Origin of the sequence: Polynucleobacter sp. AP-Reno-20A-A9, from assembly GCF_018882085.1 — a bacterium.
In the GTDB taxonomy this organism is placed as follows: Bacteria; Pseudomonadota; Gammaproteobacteria; order Burkholderiales; family Burkholderiaceae; genus Polynucleobacter.
This window is the reverse complement of the sequence record NZ_JACVPB010000006.1, coordinates 31808-54178: the sequence shown is the minus strand read 5'-3', so window position 1 is coordinate 54178 and position 22371 is coordinate 31808. Positions and strand designations below refer to the sequence as shown.

At 46.3% G+C, this 22371-nt stretch carries 18 protein-coding genes and 1 pseudogene; 6 read left to right on the top strand and 13 right to left on the bottom strand.

Going from position 1 to position 22371, the window contains the following annotated elements:
- Window positions 1-10: 10 nt before the first annotated feature.
- Window positions 11-967 carry a thioredoxin-disulfide reductase gene (gene trxB, locus ICN39_RS06965; protein WP_216233334.1) on the top strand — a complete coding sequence of 319 codons (957 nt, stop codon included), beginning with the start codon at window positions 11-13 and terminating at the stop codon, window positions 965-967.
- 75 nt (window positions 968-1042) lie between these two features.
- Here the strand turns inward: trxB and ICN39_RS11185 are convergent, their stop codons facing one another.
- The 3 genes from ICN39_RS11185 to ICN39_RS06950 form a co-directional block, all read right to left on the bottom strand.
- Entirely contained in the window at window positions 1043-1384 is a 342-nt protein-coding gene (locus tag ICN39_RS11185; RefSeq protein ID WP_255532355.1) for a DNA-binding transcriptional regulator, read from the bottom strand.
- On the bottom strand, window positions 1356-1640 hold the full coding sequence (locus ICN39_RS06955) for a BrnT family toxin (RefSeq protein WP_216233333.1): 285 nt from the start codon (window positions 1638-1640) through the stop codon (window positions 1356-1358). The genes ICN39_RS11185 and ICN39_RS06955 overlap by 29 nt, the downstream gene beginning before the upstream one ends.
- Window positions 1641-1761: 121 nt before the next feature.
- Window positions 1762-3822, bottom strand: coding sequence for a sodium-translocating pyrophosphatase (locus ICN39_RS06950; protein ID WP_216233332.1), 2061 nt, complete (start codon window positions 3820-3822; stop codon window positions 1762-1764).
- A 182-nt stretch (window positions 3823-4004) separates the two neighbouring features.
- Here ICN39_RS06950 and ppa point away from each other — a divergent pair, with 182 nt between their 5' ends.
- From ppa to ICN39_RS06935, 3 genes are all read left to right on the top strand, one after another.
- On the top strand, window positions 4005-4541 hold the full coding sequence (ppa, locus tag ICN39_RS06945; protein WP_216233331.1) for an inorganic diphosphatase: 537 nt from the start codon (window positions 4005-4007) through the stop codon (window positions 4539-4541).
- Between the two features lie 33 nt (window positions 4542-4574).
- On the top strand, window positions 4575-6194 hold the full coding sequence (locus ICN39_RS06940) for an NAD+ synthase (RefSeq protein ID WP_216233330.1): 1620 nt from the start codon (window positions 4575-4577) through the stop codon (window positions 6192-6194).
- A gap of 71 nt (window positions 6195-6265) precedes the next feature.
- Entirely contained in the window at window positions 6266-6604 is a 339-nt protein-coding gene (locus ICN39_RS06935; protein WP_072583818.1) for a P-II family nitrogen regulator, read from the top strand.
- 35 nt (window positions 6605-6639) lie between these two features.
- Here the strand turns inward: ICN39_RS06935 and ICN39_RS06930 are convergent, their stop codons facing one another.
- Window positions 6640-7635, bottom strand: coding sequence for a helix-turn-helix domain-containing protein (locus tag ICN39_RS06930; RefSeq protein ID WP_216233329.1), 996 nt, complete (start codon window positions 7633-7635; stop codon window positions 6640-6642).
- Window positions 7636-7713: 78 nt separating this feature from the next.
- The gene (locus tag ICN39_RS06925; protein ID WP_216233328.1) at window positions 7714-8343 is read right to left on the bottom strand and encodes a response regulator transcription factor; all 630 of its coding nucleotides are present in this window, start codon (window positions 8341-8343) and stop codon (window positions 7714-7716) included.
- Between the two features lie 230 nt (window positions 8344-8573).
- Here ICN39_RS06925 and ilvD point away from each other — a divergent pair, with 230 nt between their 5' ends.
- Window positions 8574-10265 carry a dihydroxy-acid dehydratase gene (gene ilvD / locus ICN39_RS06920; RefSeq protein ID WP_216233327.1) on the top strand — a complete coding sequence of 564 codons (1692 nt, stop codon included), beginning with the start codon at window positions 8574-8576 and terminating at the stop codon, window positions 10263-10265.
- A gap of 85 nt (window positions 10266-10350) precedes the next feature.
- Here the strand turns inward: ilvD and ICN39_RS06915 are convergent, their stop codons facing one another.
- The 8 genes from ICN39_RS06915 to ICN39_RS06880 all read right to left on the bottom strand — a co-directional run bounded on the left by ICN39_RS06915 (window position 10351) and on the right by ICN39_RS06880 (window position 19975).
- Complete coding sequence (locus tag ICN39_RS06915) at window positions 10351-10827, bottom strand: copper chaperone PCu(A)C (protein ID WP_216233326.1); 477 nt, start codon at window positions 10825-10827, stop codon at window positions 10351-10353.
- A 39-nt stretch (window positions 10828-10866) separates the two neighbouring features.
- Complete coding sequence (locus ICN39_RS06910) at window positions 10867-11304, bottom strand: TlpA disulfide reductase family protein (RefSeq protein ID WP_216233325.1); 438 nt, start codon at window positions 11302-11304, stop codon at window positions 10867-10869.
- Between the two features lie 35 nt (window positions 11305-11339).
- Window positions 11340-12590, bottom strand: coding sequence for a sialidase family protein (locus tag ICN39_RS06905; protein WP_216233324.1), 1251 nt, complete (start codon window positions 12588-12590; stop codon window positions 11340-11342).
- Window positions 12591-12592: 2 nt separating this feature from the next.
- Entirely contained in the window at window positions 12593-14782 is a 2190-nt protein-coding gene (locus tag ICN39_RS06900) for a TonB-dependent receptor (protein WP_216233323.1), read from the bottom strand.
- Between the two features lie 80 nt (window positions 14783-14862).
- On the bottom strand, window positions 14863-15234 hold the full coding sequence (locus tag ICN39_RS06895; protein WP_216233322.1) for a DUF2946 domain-containing protein: 372 nt from the start codon (window positions 15232-15234) through the stop codon (window positions 14863-14865).
- Window positions 15235-15347: 113 nt separating this feature from the next.
- A complete protein-coding gene (oxlT, locus tag ICN39_RS06890; protein ID WP_216233321.1) occupies window positions 15348-16610 on the bottom strand; it encodes an oxalate/formate MFS antiporter in 1263 nt (420 codons plus the stop codon).
- A 579-nt stretch (window positions 16611-17189) separates the two neighbouring features.
- The gene (locus tag ICN39_RS06885; protein WP_216233320.1) at window positions 17190-17657 is read right to left on the bottom strand and encodes a DUF1854 domain-containing protein; all 468 of its coding nucleotides are present in this window, start codon (window positions 17655-17657) and stop codon (window positions 17190-17192) included.
- Entirely contained in the window at window positions 17654-19975 is a 2322-nt protein-coding gene (locus tag ICN39_RS06880; RefSeq protein WP_216233319.1) for an ABC transporter ATP-binding protein, read from the bottom strand. Before ICN39_RS06880 ends, ICN39_RS06885 begins: the two co-directional genes overlap by 4 nt.
- 203 nt (window positions 19976-20178) lie before the next feature.
- Here ICN39_RS06880 and cphA point away from each other — a divergent pair.
- A pseudogene (cphA, locus tag ICN39_RS06875) lies at window positions 20179-22359 on the top strand (cyanophycin synthetase); the annotation flags it as partial.
- Window positions 22360-22371 lie beyond the last annotated feature (12 nt).

Below are 22371 nucleotides of genomic sequence, written 5' to 3'. Positions count from 1 at the left end.
TAATTTGAATATGACTACAAATACCCCAAAACACTCCAAAGTTCTGATCCTCGGATCCGGCCCTGCTGGCTATACGGCAGCTGTCTATGCGGCCCGTGCCAATTTAAACCCCACCCTCATTACTGGCCTGGCTCAGGGCGGTCAATTAATGACCACTACGGACGTAGAAAACTGGCCTGCGGATGCTGATGGGGTTCAAGGCCCAGAGCTCATGGATCGTTTTTTGAAGCATGCTGAGCGCTTCAATACTGAAATCATTTTTGACCATATTCATACTGCGGCCCTAAAAGAAAAGCCCATTCGCTTGGTTGGCGATTCTGGAACCTATACCTGCGATGCTTTGATTATTTCTACTGGCGCTTCCGCTCAATACATTGGCTTGCCAAGTGAAGAAGCATTCATGGGTCGCGGTGTTTCTGGTTGTGCAACTTGCGACGGCTTCTTTTACCGCAATCAAGATGTTTGCGTAGTGGGTGGTGGCAACACTGCAGTTGAAGAAGCGCTTTACCTCACAGGCATTGCTAAAAAAGTGACGGTCATTCATCGTCGCGATAAATTCCGCGCTGAGCCAATCTTGAATGACCGCTTAATGGCGAAAGTTGCTGAAGGCAAAGTGGAACTCAAATTGAACTCTACTCTCGATGAAGTTCTGGGTGATGAAAAAGGCGTTACCGGCGTGCGCATTAAGAAGGAAGATGGCAGCACTGAAGATCTCGCTGTAACTGGTGCCTTTATTGCCATTGGTCACAAGCCCAATACCGAACTCTTTGTTGGTCAGCTCGACATGAACAATGGCTACCTCAAGACCCACTCAGGGCTTGAAGGCAATGCCACCGCTACGAACATCCCTGGTGTGTTTGCTGCCGGCGATGTACAAGACCATATCTACCGTCAAGCCATTACCAGTGCTGGAACAGGTTGTATGGCTGCATTAGATGCGCAACGTTACCTGGAAACTTTGGAATAAGAATCTAAGTTAATAAATCAGTAACCGAGCAATAAAAACGCCTAGCAATGCTAGGCGTTTTTATTTACGATCTATTTATACACTCAGAGCTAATAGGGCCGCCTCTGGTGCACGATCAAGAATCTTTAATAGTGCTTTTGCTGCGCCCGTAGGACTTCTTTTTCCCTGCTCCCAATTTCGAATCGTTTCTAAAGAAACTTCTATGCGATTAGAAAACTCCTGTTGAGATAAACCAATTCTCTCACGCACACGCTTCGCATACTTGGCTGCGTCGTGCATAGCTTCAGCATCATCTTCTTGTTGATGCAATTTAATAAGGCGCTCAGTAGTTGCATCAAGCAACTTCTTATTAACAAAACCCTTCGGAAAGCTTTTGGGATTATTAAGATCAATCCTTACTCTTACAATTTTTTTCATAACGCTTGACCTCCCTACTATTAGCCCTTGTAGCTGAAATAATTCTTATGGCCCTGAGCCTCCTGGTAAATATAACCACAAATACCTTCTCATCGACTACTCCAAGCGCACGAAAGCGCTCTTCTCCATAATCCCAACGCTGATCATGCTCAACAAGTAGCGTGGGATCTGAAAAAACTGATATCACATATGCAAAATCAAAATTTCGAGAAATCTGGCATGAGTTACTTTTAGCCAAATCCCATTCAAAATCCATTGGCTCTATAGTAGGCCATTGGCCTATACTTTGTCAAGTGTCGTCAACATAAAAAACGCCTAGCAATGCTAGGCGTTTTAGTTTGCTACAGTCCGATTGCTACTGCATTGAAATTCTTTTCTTAGCGTGAGATCACTGGTAACAATGGCACGATAAGTAATGCCACGATATTGATGATCTTAATGAGTGGGTTCACTGCAGGACCAGCAGTATCTTTGTAAGGGTCGCCTACGGTATCGCCGGTTACTGCAGCTTTGTGAGCCTCAGAACCTTTGCCACCGAAGTGACCTTCTTCGATATATTTCTTTGCGTTGTCCCAAGCGCCACCACCGGTACACATCGAGATCGCCACAAACAAGCCGGTCACGATGGTTCCCATGAGCAAGCCACCCAATGCAGCAGGCCCCAACAAGAGACCTACAACGACTGGAGCAACCACGGGCAAGAGAGAAGGAATGATCATCTCTTTAATGGCAGCTGAAGTCAGCATATCTACAGCTTTACCGTACTCTGGTTTAGCAGTGCCTTCCATGATTCCAGGGATGTCACGGAACTGACGGCGCACTTCTTCCACTACTGCACCAGCGCAACGACCAACCGCTTCCATCGCCATCGCGCCAAACAAGTAAGGAATCATGCCGCCAATAAAGAGACCAATGATGACCATGTGATTCGATAAGTCAAAGGAAACTTGTTGGCCCATGCCTTCTAAAGCATGCGTGTAGTCAGCAAAGAGTACAAGTGACGCCAAACCAGCTGAGCCAATTGCGTAACCCTTGGTCACCGCCTTAGTAGTGTTACCAACTGCGTCCAATGGATCCGTGATGTCACGAACAGATTGTGGCAAACCTGCCATCTCCGCAATACCACCAGCGTTATCCGTAATCGGTCCGTATGCATCAAGCGCCACCACAATACCGGCCATCGACAACATGGCAGTAGCTGCAATTGCAATGCCATACAAACCAGCTAACCAATACGCCGCAAAAATCGCTGCACAGACAAAGAGAACTGGGTAAGCAGTTGACTTCATCGAAATGCCTAAGCCAGCAATGATATTTGTACCGTGACCTTTAGTCGAAGCCTCAGCAATATGTTGCACTGGCTTGAACTGGGTACCGGTGTAATACTCGGTAATCCACACCAAACCTGCTGTCAGTAATAAGCCCACTATGGTTGATCCAAACAAGCGCCATTGGCTACCTGGGATACCCAATGCATCGTCCGGCATGATGAAGTTGGTTACAAAATAGAAAGCAATCAGCGACAAGCTACCCGCAATGATTAAGCCCTTATACAAAGCAGGCATCACATTTTTCATGCCAGGTGTTGCTTTGACAAATGAGCAACCGATGATAGAGGCGATAATAGAAACGCCACCCAGCACTAGCGGGTAAATAATCGCCGCGACTGGTGCACTAGAAACCATTAAGGATCCAAGCACCATCGTTGCAATCAACGTTACCGCATAGGTTTCAAATAAGTCCGCCGCCATACCTGCACAGTCACCAACATTGTCGCCAACGTTATCGGCAATCACCGCGGGATTGCGTGGATCATCCTCCGGAATGCCAGCTTCAACCTTGCCAACTAGGTCGGCACCAACGTCTGCACCCTTAGTAAAGATGCCGCCACCCAAACGGGCAAAGATCGAAATTAAAGAGGAGCCGAATGCCAGACCAATGAGCGGATGCAATACAGAAGAAAGATCTTGTCCAGCGCCGATCGACACGAGGAACATAAAGAAGAGGCCAACTCCTAAGAGGCCTAGTCCAACTACCAACATACCGGTAATTGCGCCGCCCTTAAATGCTACATTCAGCGCTTCGTTCATTCCCTTGGTGGCAGCTTCTGCAGTACGAACGTTTGCGCGTACAGAGACATTCATGCCAATAAAGCCACAAGCACCGGAAAGTACGGCACCGATGACAAAGCCAATCGCGGTAGCAAAATCAAGGAAGAGCGCCATAAGAATAGTCAGAACCACCCCAACCACGGCAATCGTTTTGTATTGGCGAGACAAATACGCTGCCGCCCCCTGCTGAATCGCCTCGGCAATTTCTTGCATTTTGGCGTTTCCCGTACTCTGCTTCAAAATCCAGCCGCGCATCACAAAACCGTAAATCACAGCTATGACACCGCACGCCAAGGCAAAATACAAGCCTAAAGTGACATTACTCATGCTTGAACTCCCCAAAGTTAATCATTTGTTAATCTTTATTGTTTTGCATAACCGCACTTAGGTAGACCCGGTTTCTGAAAGCTTTAAACTATGGTCTTTAAGCTGTACCAGTATGTAACAGAATCATCCCTGCGCTCCCTTGATAGGATCAGGGTATTTACTAATCACTATTCGGAGTATTTATGAGTCTCGAAAAAGTCAAGCCAGGTAAAAAGATCCCTGAAAGCTTCAACGTCATTATTGAAATCCCAATGAACGCTGATCCAGTGAAGTATGAAGTGGATAAAGAGTCTGGCGCAATTTTCGTTGACCGTTTTATGGGTACTGCAATGCACTATCCGTGCAACTACGGATACATCAACAAAACGATTGCTGGTGATGGCGACCCTGTTGACGTTCTCGTCATTACTCCATTTCCACTCATTCCTGGAGTTGTAGTGAGCTGCCGCGCAATTGGCGTTTTACAAATGGAAGATGAAGGCGGTCAAGACGCTAAATTATTGGCTGTTCCAGAAGACAAAATTTTGCCCATCTATACACACTGGCAAAAACCAGAAGACATTAATCCATTGCGTCTAAACCAAATCCAACACTTCTTCGAGCACTACAAAGACCTCGAGCCAGGTAAGTGGGTAAAAGTAAGCGGCTGGGGTGGTGTTGCTGATGCTCATAAGGAAATTCTTGAGGGCATTGAGCGCTACAACAAAGAGAACAAGTAATTTTAGTTTATTGAAAAGGCTTTGTGATTCGGAGTGAGCACGCAGAAAATTGCCTTAGCCCAAATCAACCCATTACTGGGTGATTTGGTTGGCAACGCGCAACTCATTCACAAAGCCGCTTTAGATGCCTACTCAAAAGGCGCTAAGCTGGTATTAACCCCCGAGCTTTCGCTCACCGGCTATCCCCCAGAAGACTTACTCCTTCGCCCTGCTTTTATCGAGGCAGCGCAATTGCAGCTCGAGATCTTGATGAGAGAGCTGGCTCAGTATTCCGGTCTGACGGTCATCGTCGGCCACCCTAAACAAACATCTGCGGGTTTGCAAAACTACGCATCTGTTTTACGAAATGGCGAAGTCATTGCAGGCTATGCCAAACAAGAATTACCTAACCATGAAGTATTTGACGAAGTTCGTTACTTCGTGCCCGGCAATCAAGCTTGTGTATTTGAGTGTGAAGGCATTCGTTACGGAATAATCCTGTGTGAAGATGCGTGGCATCCAGGGCCAGCTAAACAAGCGCATACCGCTGGCGCACAAGTATTGTTAGTCCCCAATGCATCGCCTTATCACCTTAAAAAAGAAGCACTGCGTATTGAAGTACTGCGTGGACATATTGCGCAAACTAAAATGCCACTGGTTTACGTCAACGCTGTTGGCGGTCAAGATGAATTGGTTTTTGATGGTGGCTCATTTGCATTGAATAGTGACGGCAAAGTTGTAATGGCCATGCCCCAATTTGAAACAGGCTTAGGCCTTGTCTCAGTTGCAACATCTGGCGAGCTAGAACAGGGGTTTATTTCCCCGCCTCAGTCAGTTGAAGCGCAAGCCTATCAAGCACTCGTCCTGGGTGTACGTGACTATGTCACTAAAAATCGCTTCCCCGGTGTCATTATTGGCCTATCTGGTGGCGTAGATTCAGCCTTGGTATTGGCAATTGCTGTTGATGCTTTAGGTGCCGATAAGGTACGTACTGTGATGATGGCCTCTCGCTACACCGCAGATATCTCCTGGATCGATGCACGTGAGATGGCGCAGAATCTGGGCGTGCAATATGATGAAATTCCCATTAGTGGGCCAGTAGATGCATTAGAAGCTTCTCTAGCGGAACAATTTAAAGGCCTCAAGGCTGACGCTACAGAGGAGAATATTCAGGCACGCGTGCGCGGGACTCTGCTGATGGCACTTTCCAATAAAACAGGTCGACTCGTTTTAACCACCGGCAACAAAAGTGAAATGGCTGTTGGTTACTGCACGCTCTATGGCGATATGGCCGGAGGCTTTGCGGTCATCAAAGATATTGCCAAGACTTTGGTGTATCGCTTATGTACTTATCGCAACAGTATTGCGCCAGTCATTCCGGAGCGGATTTTGACACGCGCCCCTTCAGCAGAATTACGTCCAGACCAAAAAGATCAGGATAGCCTGCCCTCTTATGAAGTGCTGGATGGCATTGTTGAACGCTATATGGAGCAAAACCAATCTATCGCAGAAATCATCGCCTCAGGCTTTGATGCCGAGAGCGTAGAAAAAGTAACTCGCTTAATTAAGCTCAATGAATATAAGCGTCGCCAAGCTCCGCCGGGGGTTCGCGTAACCACCCGCGCATTTGGCCGGGATTGGCGCTACCCGATCACATCCCAATTTAGAGCCTAGTCCATACAAACTGCCGGATTTTTGGCATGCGATTCAAGTTCTAGGTATGATTACTGCATTAGGGGGAACAAATGAAATTAATTACATCCATCATTAAGCCATTCAAACTCGATGAAGTTCGTGAGTCATTGGCGGAAGTCGGCGTTACAGGCCTGACCGTTACTGAAGTGAAAGGCTTTGGCCGCCAAAAAGGTCACACTGAACTCTATCGTGGTGCTGAGTATGTAGTCGACTTTTTGCCCAAAGTAAAAGTGGAAGCCGTGGTTTCCGATGACCGAGTTGAAGCCGCTATCGAGGCGATTACTAAAGCTGCGCGCACTGGCAAAATTGGTGACGGTAAGATTTTCGTTACCGCAGTAGAACAAGTGATTCGTATTCGTACCGGTGAAACCGATAACGCAGCGGTTTAATCTACTGCATTAAACATGCTGAACTTCTCAGCTTCTCAACGCAGCTGAGAATCTAAAGATATTGATGGTGCTGCAGGCTGAATGATTTCAGCCGGCTCCAAATTAATTGTCTTGCCAGCCGAATTACCAATACGAACTTTCGCACCCTGGTAGTACAAATCAACCTGATTCAAGCCGCCAGTTAATACCTTCAATGGTGGCTTACCAAAGACACTCACTCCAACACCTGGCTCCAAAGTTTTACTCTGGGTCTTGCCACTTGCATCCACCACGCAAACTGTTTGAGCAGTCTTTGATTGCAGATAAACCATATCGCCAGCTTTTTTAGGCGCGTCCGGCTTGTAACTGAGAGCCGAAGCGTCTGCGGGCGGGCATTCAGTCGAAACGGTTACCGGGGTTGGCTCTGGAGTAGCTAACGAAGCATCGGCCGGGGCAGGCTCTTGTGCCACCTCTTGAATAACGACAACCTCTTCTTTAACTGGCTCAGGAAAAAATAGTGGGCGTAAGTTCACTACAGAAAAAATTAGCGCTGCGCCAATTGAAAACAGTAAGAATAGTTTCTTTTTTGAATCTACCGAAGCTTTTGATTTCTCGCTGTAGTCGATCGCTTTTTGTGAGATTTTACTAGCAGTGACCTTCTCAGAGTTTGGCTCTGACACTTTCACTACCGCTACAGGGCTAGCCTCTTCTACTTTTGCTTTTTCGGACTTCGTCTTTTTCTCTACTGCAGAAGATTTTGTCTTCCCCTGCAATTTCTCATCTACTTCAACTGCTTTAACGGGCTGCGTGACACCGGAAAAATCAAATGCATCTTCTGGCGTGATTTTTAATAGACCGGCTACTTTTTTTGCTGCCGTGAACTTCACTTGAGCACCATAGAAACTGCTGCTTTCACCATTTTCAATCTGCTCAATTTGACGAACAGATAGACAGGCCATTCCCGAAAGATCTTTCGTGCTCAGACCAAGACTTTCTCTAGCCTTAGTAAATGCCTCTTTGCGAATCTCGGGGAGTTTGACTGGTTTATTCACTGCGCAGTAACCATCTCATTTGAAAGTAACAAGATTGATAGTAATACCAAATAGGTGCTAGGGTAATTAGCCAGTAAGCTAACTGCTTAATGGATGATTCTCAAGGTTAGACTCTAAATACTTCTTGACCAACATCTGAAGAGAATCCGCATGCATTTTGTCCATCACCCTAGCCTTATGGACCTTAATGGTGGCATCGGTAGTTCCTAGCTTTACGGCTATATCCTTGTTTAGAAGGCCCTTAATAAGCCATCCACATACCTCACGCTCTCTAGGAGTGAGACTTTCGTAGTCTTTCTTAGCTTCAACATCCAAAGAAACCCTCTTCAACTGACGGCTATCGAAGTCGATTGCGTCTGCAACTGCCTTTAAGAGCTCTTCCAGATTAAATGGCTTGAATAAGAAATCTACCGCCCCCCTCTTGAGACCCTGAACGATTTGATGTGGATGACTTTGACCGCTAACAAAAATGATAGGCGTCTTGCGGCCGTGCTTTTGAAGTCTTTCCTGCAAATCTAGGCCAGTCATATCTGGCATCTGCATATCCAAGAGGATGACTGCCGGCGAGACTGGTACGGATTTTTCCAAGAAAACTGCGGCAGATGCATAGTCTTCAACAAGATAACCCAATTCCCTCAGCATTCTCGAAAGAGAAATGCGCATGGATTCATCATCATCAATCAGGTATATATGGCCGACTTTAGTCATTGAATTCAAAGGAAATAGTTATCGATACCCTAATGTACTGCAGCATCTTTTACTAGGCTATTAGCTATTTAGCTAGTATTTAGATCTAAATCCATGATTTCATTGGTATTTTGTATTGCAGTGCAGCATTTATATTGGGCTTACACCCCCTCTTCCATCTAAGACACCTTTTAGGCCATCTCACGGCACAATAGAGCCTTTCGACACAAACCTTTTCTGGAGTAATAAGCATGAAACGCCTTAATGAACGCTCGCGCATGGTCACCGAAGGGGTCGCTCGCGCACCTAATCGTTCGATGTATTACGCAATGGGTTACGAAGAAAAGGATTTCGTAAAGCCAATGGTTGGGGTTGCGAATGGTCACTCCACCATCACACCATGTAACAGCGGTTTACAAAAACTAGCTGATGCCGCTGTTGAAGCACTAGAAGCGGCTGGCGCAAAAGCACAAGTGTTTGGTACGCCAACCGTTTCCGATGGTATCGGTATGGGTACTGAGGGTATGAAATATTCCCTCGTCTCACGCGAGGTGATTGCTGACAGTATTGAAGTTTGCGTAAACGGCCTTTGGCAAGATGGCGTAGTGGTCATTGGTGGCTGCGATAAAAATATGCCTGGCGGCATGATGGCTTTAGCCCGCACGAATGTACCTGGCATCTATGTCTATGGCGGCACAATTAAGCCGGGCCATTACAAAGGCAAGGAACTGAATATTGTTTCTGCATTTGAAGCAGTTGGTGAATTTACTTCCGGCCGATTGAGTGAAGAAGATTTAAAAGGTGTTGAACAACATGCCTGCCCAGGTAGCGGCTCTTGTGGTGGCATGTATACAGCGAACACCATGAGCTCTTCATTTGAGGCTTTAGGCATGAGCTTGCCTTACTCTTCTACGATGGCAAACGTTGATGCTGAAAAAGTAGCGAGCGCTGCCGAATCAGCGCGCGTCTTGGTTGAGGCCGTCAAAAATAATCTGCGCCCACGCGACATCATCACTAAAAAATCGATTGAGAATGCAGTTAGCGTAATCATGGCAGTTGGTGGCTCAACGAACGCGGTATTGCATTTCTTGGCTATTACCAGCGCAGCTGAAATCGACTGGACAATCGATGACTTTGAGCGCATTCGCAAACGCGTTCCTGTGATCGTTGATATGAAACCATCGGGCACTTACCTTGCAACTGATTTGCATCAAGCGGGCGGCATTCCACAAGTAATGAAGATTTTGCTCGATGGTGGATTGCTCCATGGTGATTGCATGACCATTACTGGCAAAACTATTGCTGAAGTATTGAAAGATGTTCCATCAGTACCTCGCGCTGACCAAAAAGTAATTCGTACCTTAGACAATCCTTTGTACAAACAAGGTCACTTGGCAATTCTGAAGGGCAATATTTCACCAGAAGGTTGCGTAGCGAAGATTACTGGGCTAAAGAACCCATCGATCACTGGTCCAGCCCGTGTATTTGATTCTGAAGATGACGCAATGGCGGCCATCATGGCCCAAAAGATCAAGGATGGTGACATCGTTGTGATTCGTTACGAAGGTCCTAAAGGCGGTCCTGGTATGCGTGAAATGCTTGCCCCAACCTCTGCCCTCGTTGGCCAAGGTTTAGGTGAGTCTGTTGGCCTCATCACTGACGGTCGCTTCTCTGGTGGCACCTGGGGTATGGTTGTGGGTCACGTAGCTCCTGAAGCCTATGTAGGCGGCACCATTGCCCTCATTAACGAAGGTGACTCAGTGACTATTGATGCTCATCAGCTGCTCATTCAATTGAACGTTGATGAAGCAGAAATTGCAAAGCGTCGCGCAGCTTGGGTGCAACCTAAACCTCGCTATACCCGCGGCCTATTAGCAAAATATGCTCGTCTGGCAAGTACTGCAAGTAAAGGCGCTGTAACTGACCTGAACTTGGGCGACTAAGTTAGCAAAGTAAACGCCTTAAAAGAAAAAGCCCCTAAGTAAAACTAGGGGCTTTTTTATTGCCTTTAATACATTAACTTATTGCTTAATGCTTCATAGCTCCAGCACCCATTGCATTGACTGGCATCTTGACCTCAACATCGCCTGCCTTGGCAAACCTCAGCTTCACAGGAATAGTTTCACCTGCTGCTAATGGGGCTTTAATATTCAAAAACATTAAATGTAGACCGCCAGGTTTTAATTCAACAGCACCACCCGCTGGTACGGCAATATCTTTCACTTGACGCATCTTCATCACATTGCCCTCCATTGCCATCTCATGGATCTGCACTTCACCTGCAACAGGTGAGCTAGCAGAGATCAGTTGATCTGCGGCGCCTTTATTTTCAATCTTCATAAAGCCGCCGGCTACTTGCTGGCCAGGAACTGTAGCGCGAGTATAGGCATCTTCAATTTTGATTGCATTAGTAGTGACCGTTTTGGAGACATTCTGCGCCCATGCCGCTCCTACCAAAGACATCCCCACAACAGCGCACATTGTGGCTAAAAGTTTTTTCTTCATATCTACATTCTCCCGGTAATTGAAAAGCGATTCATTGAATTATGGTTTTACTATCAAAGTGTTTTGCAATTGCTGAAAGTCAACTAAGCCTGTTTTTCTAGTGACTTTGCCATTTTTATCAATCACTATGGTGGTGGGTGTTTCACCATGCCATTTTGGATCAATTTCATAACGTAAGCGCTCATCAAATGGGACTGCTACATAATAATTATCAGCATTTCCGAGATCCGCTTTACTCAACATCTTTTTGATGGATTCGATTGAAACATCATCCACTTGAATAAAAATTACTTTCGCAGTTGGATTTCTTTTTAAGAAACCGCCCCATTGCGGCAACTCTTTGACACAAGATGGGCAAGTCACACCCCAAAAATTGATAGCCAGAGGTCCGCCATTAGCAGCCTTAATGATGGATTTCCAATCCCCAGCTTGAAAAGGTTTAAGCGAGCCAGTATCAGCGAAAACTAAACCAGTCATCGATAGACTTAGGATAAGAATTAAAAAAAATCTTCTCATTGCTTTTGTCCAATATTAATTAGTTGGTATCCATCATTGCGTGTAAGCCAAGATAAAAATACATTTCTGCCTTGAGCTAACAACAATGGATGATCGCTATAGCCTAATGTGCTGGATATCGTTTTAGGCGCCATCCAATTTTTTCCATCATCGCTAGATTCTTTTAAATATACGGTAGATTGCACGCCATCAAACTCTTTCCACGCCAACCAAACTTGCTGGCCTGATGCAAATAGATATGGTCTGGAAACATTGGCCCCCTCAGATCCAATACGACTTGGTTTTGAATAGGTGGCGCCTTGATTGATGGAGTTTGCATAAAACACTCCAGAGCGCTTACTGCCCTGGGTATACCAGGCCACATGGAATGTACCAGCACTTGATACTGCTATGGATGGTCCATGATGTGGGCAAGCATCAGTCTTCCAGTCGTCATCGGCTACCTTGCGAATCGGTCCAGCACCGGAAGCTGAAATCACTTGACTGGCCTGATCCCGAATACCCCCAGGAAATATTGCTCTGTATGCCAGCACTGGATTTCCATTTGGATCAAGACTGCCCCCGATCCGACAGCACTCGCAGCTACTCTCATTAGCAATGCGTTCTGCCTGAAAGTTTTTGCCACCATCTTGAGAGAAAGAGTAGGCAACGGAACCACCAAGACGTTTCTGACCACCCTGCTTTACCGCAGAAACTAAACGCTTATCTATCCATGAGATAAAAATATCGCCATCCGACCTGATCAACACCGATGGGAAGCGCTGACTAGAGCTGTCATTTACCAGGGACTCTGGGCTAGTAAACGTCTTTGCCCCATCGGTTGATCTAGCGGTATTGATTTGTGCGTTCCAATTGGTGTCTTTAAAAAATGCATAAGCCAAAAAGATATTTCCCTTCTGGTCGGCCACGATTTGCGGACGTGCATCCGCGCCAGCATCTAATGACTTCCCGTGCTCAGCAACTTTGACTGCTGGTGAAAATGTCTTTCCCGCATCAGATGACTGTGCAACGGACACCATACCATTGGCTGTCCATGACAACAGCAGCTTTCCATCTTGGGTAAAGAATGGAGTTGCAGCATTGGCGCACTCTAGGCCGGCACTTTGGCAGACATTACTAGGCTTTGGGCTAGCCATAGAGGACGAGTGATCCATTTGCATTTGGGCTTGTGCGGCGCCACCAAGCAACTCCAAGAGAAGCGCGCTAAGCAATAAGAACCGATTAAAAGAGTGCGGGATTGGATTCATGATTAGAAGATGATACGTGCACCTACAGAAATGGCTTGCGGCATGCCCATGACGTAGCTGGAATTATTACTGCCGGTACCAAAGGTAATGTACTGGCGATTAAACAAGTTCACCGCTGAAGCATACACAGTGGTGTTTTTTGTCATCTCGTAGTTAGCGCGCAATCCTACTACTGCATAAGCTGCCACCGGTAAAGTATTGGCAGTGTTCATCCAAGAACTGCCTATGTAACGAACAGTCGTAGTGAAGCTGGCCTGTGGAACAGGGTAATACGTTAAACCGCCACCCAATATGTTCTGAGGAACGCCGCCAACTTGCTTGTTAATGGGATCGCTAGTAGCACTCATTGTTAACTTAGTGCTCGTAAATGCATAGTTTGCATCTGCAGCCCACTGCGAATTAATATCATGATGGAACTGAAATTCAATACCCTGACTTAAAAGGTTTTGGTTATTGGTGTAATAACTAACGCTCGTGGAATTACAAATTCCGATATTACCCGTACCAGCGAGTGGATTGCCAGTGGCGCCACACAAGCTTTTAGCTAACGCTACGTCTGTGGCGCTCTTAGAAGAAAGGTTGTAACTCGCTACGGCATTCTGAATGTAGTTATTAAATGCAGTGAGCTGGGCAAAGCCACCCTTCCAGCGATAGTCTGTACCGACCTCGTAACCCGTCATGGTCTCGGGGGTTAAGTTGGGGTTAGCAAAGCTATAGCCTGTTGAGGAGCCGTATGAGCGCAGAGTGTTGTTCATGCCTGGGGCATGAAAAGCTTGGTAAGCAGCTGATCGTAAATCCCAGTCTTTATTCATCTTATATAACAAGCCCAGCGTCGGACTCACTTGAGTCTTGCTTTGGTTGGGAATATTTTGATAGGCGGGATTAGCGCCATTAGGACCCGCGTTATAACTGGTCGGTGTTTGACTATTCCACTGATCGACACGGGCAGCCAAGGTTGTCTCTAGCGGAACGGATTCCGCCTTAGACTTCAGCTGACCCATGAGCCCGTAAAAAGATTGCTGTCCTTGGGCGTAATTCACTGCTGCTGAAGTGCCATTGTTATTCAAGTTATTCGTTTGATTTGAGCCGGTAATATTCCGCGCATCCACCCCGACAACATACTGATCAATTAAACCTGTCACCTCTTGGATGTATTGGGCGGAAGCCCCAACCGTACTGTAAGGATCTTTATAGTTCGCATTGATATAAGGCGTATTGGCTGGAATATTATTTGACTTAGTGGTTGAGGTTGAACCATTTTGCTTATTAAAACCGGTGTTCTCGTAGAAGAAATTGACATCCACTTTTGACTTTTCGTCCAGACGAGTTGTTGTGCCGCCCGCTAAATCTGTCTCTTGCATGATGTTGGTTGCAAAGGCATAGCCTGAGGAAAGATCAGACATTGTGTGATAACCCACGCGGAAGAAGCCATGAGTGTCTTGAGTAGCTTTGAAATAGCCCTGCATTCTGACGTTGGAGTTATGTGAGGCAGCATCACCCTGCCCATTCTTAATGCTGGTTGGTGAGGCCGGTGAAATCGTCGCGATATTTTGATAGCCATCGGTATTGAAATAATCTGCTGAAAATCGTAGTTGGAGATTTTCAGAGGCAATCAAATCCTTGGAAGCGGCTACGTTACCGGTACCAAATGCCCCATAACTCGCCGATGCTTCTTGCTGACTATTCACCGGCGTCTTAGTCTTGATATTAATCACGCCACCCATGCCATAGTTACCCCACAAGCTAGAAACACCACCGCGGATAAACTCAACCGAATCGATCGATGACATTGGCACCAAGTTCCACTGTACCGTGCCATAAAAAGCATCATTCGCTGGAACGCCATCAATCAATACCAAGGTTCTCGCATTGCCTAGGCCGCGGACATTAATACTCTGCCCTGTTGGGTCCTTTTGGTAATAAGGCGTGTCATTCAAAATAACACCGGGGACATTCTTTAAAATTTGATCGATTGTTTGATCGGGAGCTACTTCCAAAGCCTCTTTAGTCAGAACTGTTGTATTTAAGGGGATCTCATCTAGAGGCGTGCCTGAACGAGTTGCCGTTACACTAACGCTTTTTAACTTTTGATCATAGTCCGGTGGCGGTGCAATTTGGGCTTGAGCACTCAAGCAAGCCGAACCAAAAAGTACCCCTATGCATAAGCTGATTTTCTTTTGCTGCAACAACATTGAATTCTCCACACATTACAAAGGCAATCTTGATATAAACTTATTGCCAACTACATAGCTAAGCTATGCCCTAAAAAGTTTTAGGCTTGTACTGGAGGTGCTGCTGAAGGTGGAGTTACCCAAACGGCGAGTGGTTTGGGTGATTGATAGAAAAGCTGCGGAAGCAGAGCTAAAGTCTGCGGCGCCTTAAAACTGAGATTGGTATTAAAAGCCGGAGTAATCACACTTTGGGCTACGCAATAAGGACAAGGCTGCATTTGATTGGCAACGTCTTGCCCATCACCCTGAATATCGATTTGCATCTTGCTGCCATCAACAGAACAAATCTCCATTGCAAAACCTTCGCCATGCTTAGCCATTGAAACTGCTTGAGATGCGGCTGGCGCAAGCGCGCTCATTGCGATCGCTAAGGCAGCAATCCAGTGAACGAAGCGGTTTTTGGAGGAGTTCATGATGGATGGATTTTATCTGAATTCCATCTCCAGCCGATGCTGACTGGCTTTACTTTATTTTAGGCAAACAAAAAGGGGTCCGAAGACCCCTTTTCTTAGGCTTTTGACCTGAATTACATAGAAGCAGAACGCTCGATGAGTTTGCGACGCATTGGACGCAAGACAAACCAAGCCAAGATCGCAGCAGTTCCATTTAGGAAACTCGCAACCCAGAACACCACTTCCCAGCCACCAGTAGTAGCCACCAATACGCTAGACAAAGGCACTAACAATGAAGCAGTTCCTTTTGCTGTGTAGAGAAGACCTGCGTTACCAGCAGCATAGGTTGAGCCAAAAGTATCAGCGTTAGTTGATGGGAACAAGCTATAGATCTCACCCCAAGCAAAGAACACCAAGCCAGTTAACAGAACAAACATCACTGGATCACGACCGAGGTAGTACAAACCAAGAATACCTAAGCACTCAAATGAGAAGCACAAGGTCATTGTTTGTTCGCGGCCAATCTTATCTGATACCCAACCAAAGAAAGGACGGGTCAAACCGTTCAATACACGATCAACAGTCAAAGCAAAGGTCAAAGCAGGTAATGCCAAGCCCATCAAGCTCACTGTTACGCCAGCAATTTGGAAGTCTTTAGCAATTGGGCCTAATTGTGCAGTAGCCATTAAGCCACCTGCAGCAACCATGACGAACATGAGATACATGATCCAGAACACAGGCTGCTTGATCATTTCCATTGGGCGGAAATCTTTACGAGTCTGAGCAACAGCAGCTTTAACAGTAGTGATAACACCTTTGATCGGCTTAGAAAGCAACAAGCTCAGAACAACAACGATAATGCCTTGCCAGATACCAAAGTACCAGAACGCATCTTGATAACCTTGATTAGCAATCATGTTAGCGATTGGAATCACTGTCAAAGCTGAACCAGCACCAAAGCCTGCAGCAGTCATACCGGCAGCCAAACCACGGCGATCTGGGAACCACTTGAGCGCATTACCTACGCAAGTACCGTAAACAGCACCAGCACCTACACCGCTAACAGCAGCAGCTACGTAGAGCATGGTTAATGTATCAGCATGAGCATTCATCATCCAACCAAGGCCACACAAAATACCGCCGCAGAAAACAACAGGGCGTGGACCAAATTTATCAACGAGATAACCTTCGATTGGCACTAACCAAGTTTCAGTCAATACGAAAATGGTAAATGCAACTTGAATCGCTGCACGACCCCAACCAAACTTAGCGTCGATTGGGTTTACAAACAAAGTCCAACCGTATTGCAAGTTTGCAATCATCGACATACAAATGATGCCAATTAGTAGCTGAAACCAACGACCTCCTAAAGGTCCTGCAGTTTTCTCGCCGCTCATCCTGAATCTCCTATTTTTACTTATATAAATACTTATCACGCCCAAAAATTTGGGTTAGGTGATTTTTAAGCATTTATACATTGGAATACTTGACACATATCAAGTTTTCTTTAAATCCTCACTAGTGATTACCCTTGCCTTAACCCTATGAAATATAAGCTTTAGGCGGCTAAATCACCAGATGCAATTCACCACTAAAGAGCGATGAAGAGAAACAAAAAAGCCACCCGAAGGTGGCTTTTAAGTTACTGTAATTTTTTTAAATTACATGCCGCGATATGCGCCGTCGAAATCATAGTGACGAGCAGGCTTTACTTGGCTTGTTTTGCTTTCAGAAAAAAGCTGATTAATCATATTCAATAAAACAGTCATTTGAATCTCCTTAAGGGTTAGTACCTAGAGTATAACCCTAATATTATTGCGGCGCAACAGATCTAAAACACAGGCAAGACAGTCGTAAACCTCTGTTTTTACTGGAAATTAACCCAATTTGGGTGGAAATCGGGGTTTTGCCCATGAGAGCAAGGGGGGATGCCTTGATACCGCCTGCCGAACTGGGATTGGCGTGATAAATCCCTTTTAACGGAACCGATCAAGCAGTTTTTTGCTGACTTTATCTAATTGCGTAGAGTCTTTGATGAGAAATTGCAGTCCATTGGAGTCGGCAATCAGCAATGTGTTGCCAGCAATTCTACGAATATCTTCTTCGGCCTTAAGGCGAATTCGAGTTGGGCCACGATCCGTTTCGATATCCCAAATACTAGGAGTAGCGAACGTAGAAACCTTAGTGATCTTTTCAATGACTGGCATGAACTCACGTTCAGCCAATTCTTCCTCGATCAATGCAAGCTCTGCTTCAGAAATAGCAGTGACATCCGGGAACCAGCAAAGCTCTTTTCCAGATTGATTCATGATCCCAATACCAGCGGCAGGCGCAGTAATTGGAAAGGCTCTGACAGGATGAACACCAATGTGTCGCTCGCCTTTGTTGTCGATAAAGACTAGACGGCCTAAGGCATCACGCTCTAGCTGATGAGTCGCATTCATACTCCACCCCCAACGTGTTTGGCGACTTCTTCTAGTTTTTCTTCCAGACTTTCCCCAATAGCGCCGCCCTCAACGAGTTCTGCGGCATGACGCAGTTGGGCTTGATACAAGGTGTAATAAGCGCCTTGAGCTTCCATCAGTTGATCGTGAGAGCCTATTTCTACAATCTCACCTTTATCCAATACCACCAGGCGATCAGCTTTTCTTAAAGTGGAGAGGCGGTGGGCGATTGCAATCGTAGTGCGACCTTTAACCAAATTATCCAAAGCACGTTGGATTTCTTTTTCAGTAGTGGTATCAACGGATGAAGTAGCCTCATCCAGAATCAAAATACTTGGATTAATCAGGAGTGCGCGTGCTATTGAAATCCGTTGACGCTCACCACCAGAAAGGGATTGACCACGCTCCCCTACTAAGGAGTCATAACCTAGAGGAAGGCGCAGAATAAATTCATGGGCGTGCGCTGCACGTGCGGCCTCAATAATTTCTTCGCGTGTTGCATCTGGCTTACCGTATGCAATGTTTTCAGCAATCGTGCCAAAGAATAAAAACGGCTCTTGCAATACCAAGCCAATACGCTTGCGATAGTCAGCAATCCCGATACTTCGAATATCGCGCCCATCCAATGAAATTGATCCTGAGCTCACGTCATAGAAGCGGCAAATCAAGTTCACCAAAGTACTCTTACCCGAGCCACTATGTCCTACTAAGCCAATCATTTCTCCGGGGGCTATATCTAAGTCTATGCCTTTAGATACGGCACGGTTTCCATAACGGAAACCCACGCCACGAAGGGAGATGCGCCCCTTAACTTCGGTCAAAGGGGGTGGATTAATTGGCTCAGGGACACTAGACACATGGTCCAAGATATCAAAAATACGTTTAGCGCCAGCCGCTGCTTTCTGCGTATGAGAAACAATCCGACTCATAGAATCTAAGCGAATATAGAAGCGCCCGATGTACGCCAAGAAGGCAATCAAGACGCCAACAGAAATTTTCTGGTGCGCAACTTGCCAAATACCAAAACCCCACACCACTAATAAACCGGTTTCAGTAAGCAAAGTTACCGTAGGAGAAAATAATCCCCACACGCGATTCACGCGATCATTAATTTGTAAATTGTGTTTATTCGAATCAACGAAGCGCTTGAGCTCACGGTCTTCTTGTGCAAATGCCTTCACAACTCGAATACCCGGAATAGTGTCCGCCAAAATATTGGTCACTTCCGACCAAATACGATCAATCTTTTCAAAACCAAAGCGCAAACGATCGCGCACTACATGAATCATCCAAACAATAAATGGCAATGGCGCTAAGGTCACCAGAGCCAGCAAAGGATCAATGGATACCAGGATGGCCGCAGTCATCGTGATCATCAGCACATCGGTCGCAAAATCTAGCGCGTAAAGGGAGAGGAAGACGCAGATTCGATCAGTCTCTGCACCAATTCGAGCAATCAAGTCACCCGTTCTCTTGCCGCCAAAATATTCCAATGAAAGTTTAAGTAGATGCTCAAAGGTAGTATTGCGTAAGTCAGCGCCAATACGCTCACTCACCAGTGCAAGTAGATAGGTTTTCCACCAACCCAGGCCCCACGCAACAATTGCAGCACCAAATAAAGCCAAGAGATACATGCTGGCTAAATGGAAATCAATAGGATTGCCCCGCTCGTATGGAATCAATACATGATCCATTAATGGCATGGTGAGATACGGCGGAATTAAAGTTGCACCCGTGGATAAAAGAGTCAATACAAAACCAAGTAACAATTGTTTTTTGTAAGGGCGTGCAAAACGCCAAAGCTTGAATAGCGTCCAAGTAGACGGCGGCGCATCATCCTCAGGATCACAAGTCGGACAAGAATCTGAATTTGCTGGTTTTGGACTCAAACAAACTGCACAGACCTGCTTGTCGTATTCGCTAACCTCACCATTGCTAACTTCCTCGCCACGATTTAATTGCTTAAAGCTGGATTGCAAGCGAAGTACTTGTGGGTTTACCGCTAAGGTGAAATTCCAAGATCTCAACAACTTATCGGGGGTTTCCAGGCGCAAATGCCCCACTCCAGCGTGATCACCATGGATTAAATGGGTGTTGGCCTCTAGCTTCCAAGACTCAAAAGCTTTGCCATCGGTCCAAAATAGACCTTGTTCGCTGAGCAAAAGCAGGCTTTTTTCAAAGCGTAAATCGACGCCTAAATCGAGCTCAATCCAAGCCAGTAGGGCTTCGGGGCTCTTTACAGGGGAGTTTTCAGCCCCCAAGACTTCCAACCAATAGTTCGGTAGCACAGGGGCAAAAGGTAGGATTTGTGGCTTCATTGACCTTAAAAGTATAGTGGAGCTGAATTTTTTAGATTTATTGCTCCTGTCAACTTTAGAGGGTCAAAAGCCGTTAAATTCTCTAAGTAGCCCCTTTTATGTATTTTTGCTGAATTTGTGAGTTTTTCAATAACTATTAGAAACAGAGAGACTGTCTGACGCGTTAACGCCAAAACCTGGCGCCGACCATCGCAACACTGCATATGCCCCAATTACTAGATAAATCCATCGAGATTCTGAGCGTTAAGCATCTCCGTGGACCCAATATGTGGACTTACCATCCCGTTATAGAGGTATGGCTGGATATTGGTGATTTAGAGGACTACCCCTCTAACCTGATTCCTGGCTTTTATGACCGCTTAGTAAAAGCCCTCCCAAGTCTTGTTGAGCACCGCTGCAGCTATGGTGAAACTGGCGGATTTTTAAAGCGCGTTGAAGAAGGCACATGGCCCGCTCATATCTTGGAGCATCTGACCTTGGAGCTGCAAAACTTAGCCGGCATCCCTGGCGGCTTTGGCAAGGCCCGCGACGGCGATAGACGCGGTGTATACAAAGTCATGGTTAGCGCGATCAACGAAGAGGTAACACTCACTGCCCTTAAATATGCTCGCGACTTATATCTTGCCTTAGCGCAAGACAATAAAGATTGCGCTGCAGAAGTACAAACCATTATTGAAAATCTCCGCGAACTCAGTGATGACCTCTTGCTCGGACCAAGTACCGCATGCATTGTGAATGCAGCAGAAGAGCGCGGCATTCCATCGATTCGTTTGTCTGAAGGCAACCTGGTTCAACTAGGCTATGGCGCTAAACAACGCCGCATCTGGACGGCTGAGACTGATCAAACGAGCGCAATTGCTGAAACCATTTCTCGCGATAAAGATCTCACCAAGAGCCTACTGCGCAGTGCCGGAGTGCCAACACCAGAAGGCAGAACAGTTACCAGCCCTGATGATGCCTGGGAAGCGGCACAAGACATTGGCTTACCAGTAGTTGTAAAGCCTATCGATGGCAATCATGGTCGTGGTGTGTTTATTAACCTTTATACCCAGCAAGAAATTGAAGCCGCTTACGCCGTTGCAATTGATGAAGGCAGTGAAGTTTTAGTTGAGCGTCACATTGTTGGTGATGAACATCGCTTGCTAGTGGTGGGCAATAAAGTTGTTGCTGCTGCAAAAGGTGAGACTGTATGGGTCACTGGTGACGGCAAGCATACTGTTCATGAACTCATTCAAATACAGATTAATTCTGATCCACGTCGCGGTACCGCAGAAGAGCACCCTCTGAATCCTGTGCGCATTGATTCTGCAGTAGAGCTGGAACTGGCGCGTCAACAATTAATGGGCGACAGCGTTCCCGCACTAGATCACAAAGTACTCATTCAAAGTAACGGCAACGTTGCATTTGATGTCACTGATTTAATTCATCCTGACGTTGCAAGCCAAGTAGCCTTAGCTGCTCGTGTTGTTGGACTAGAAATTGCCGGGGTTGATTTAGTGGCACAGGACATTAGCAAACCACTGGCAGATCAAAATGCTGCCATTGTTGAGGTGAATGCAGGTCCTGGCCTACTAATGCATCTTAAGCCCGCCAGCGGCAAACCGCAGCCTGTTGGTAAAGAGATTGCGGATCACCTCTTCCCACCCGGGGTTGATTTCCGCATTCCAGTCGTTGGTGTCTGCGGTGAGCGAGGCAAAACCCCTGTCGCCGAAATGATTGCTCATTTCTTGCGCTTAACGAATGTTTATGTGGGTCTGTCTTGTAGTAAAGGCTTGTTCTTCGGTAACCGCGCTATTCCAAATTCCAATGCATCGAATTGGGAAAATGCCCGACGCACCCTTCTGAATCGCGCAGTAGAAGCGGTAGTCATTGAGAATAATCACTTATCAATGTTGATTGAAGGCTTAGCCTACGATCGTTGCCAAGTTGGCGTAGTTCTCAATGTCAATCCAACAGCTAACTTCCCGCAGTACGCAATTTACGACGAAGATCAAGTCTTTAGTGTTGTGCGCACCCAGGTAGATGTCGTTCTTCCAACAGGTGTTGCTGTACTCAATGCTGATGACCCAATGTGCGTGCAAATGGCCGAGCTATGTGATGGTCAAGTGATTTTCTTTACTGAGAATTCGGACTCTGAGATTGTCAAATCCCACTTAGCGAACGGTGGTCGTGCGGTTGTCGCTGGCAAACAGCAAATTACCTTGAAATCTGGAAAGCTAGATCAGAAATCTATTCCAGTACCGCACCACTCAGAAGCCAACAACTCCTCTCCTTGGAAGACAATGAATTTAGGTGCGGCAATAGCAGCAGCCTGGGCTCTTGAAATTCCATTCAACGTTATCGAAGCAGGTGCAGAAACATTCGTACCTGACGCCACTACTGCTACAGGGGCTTAA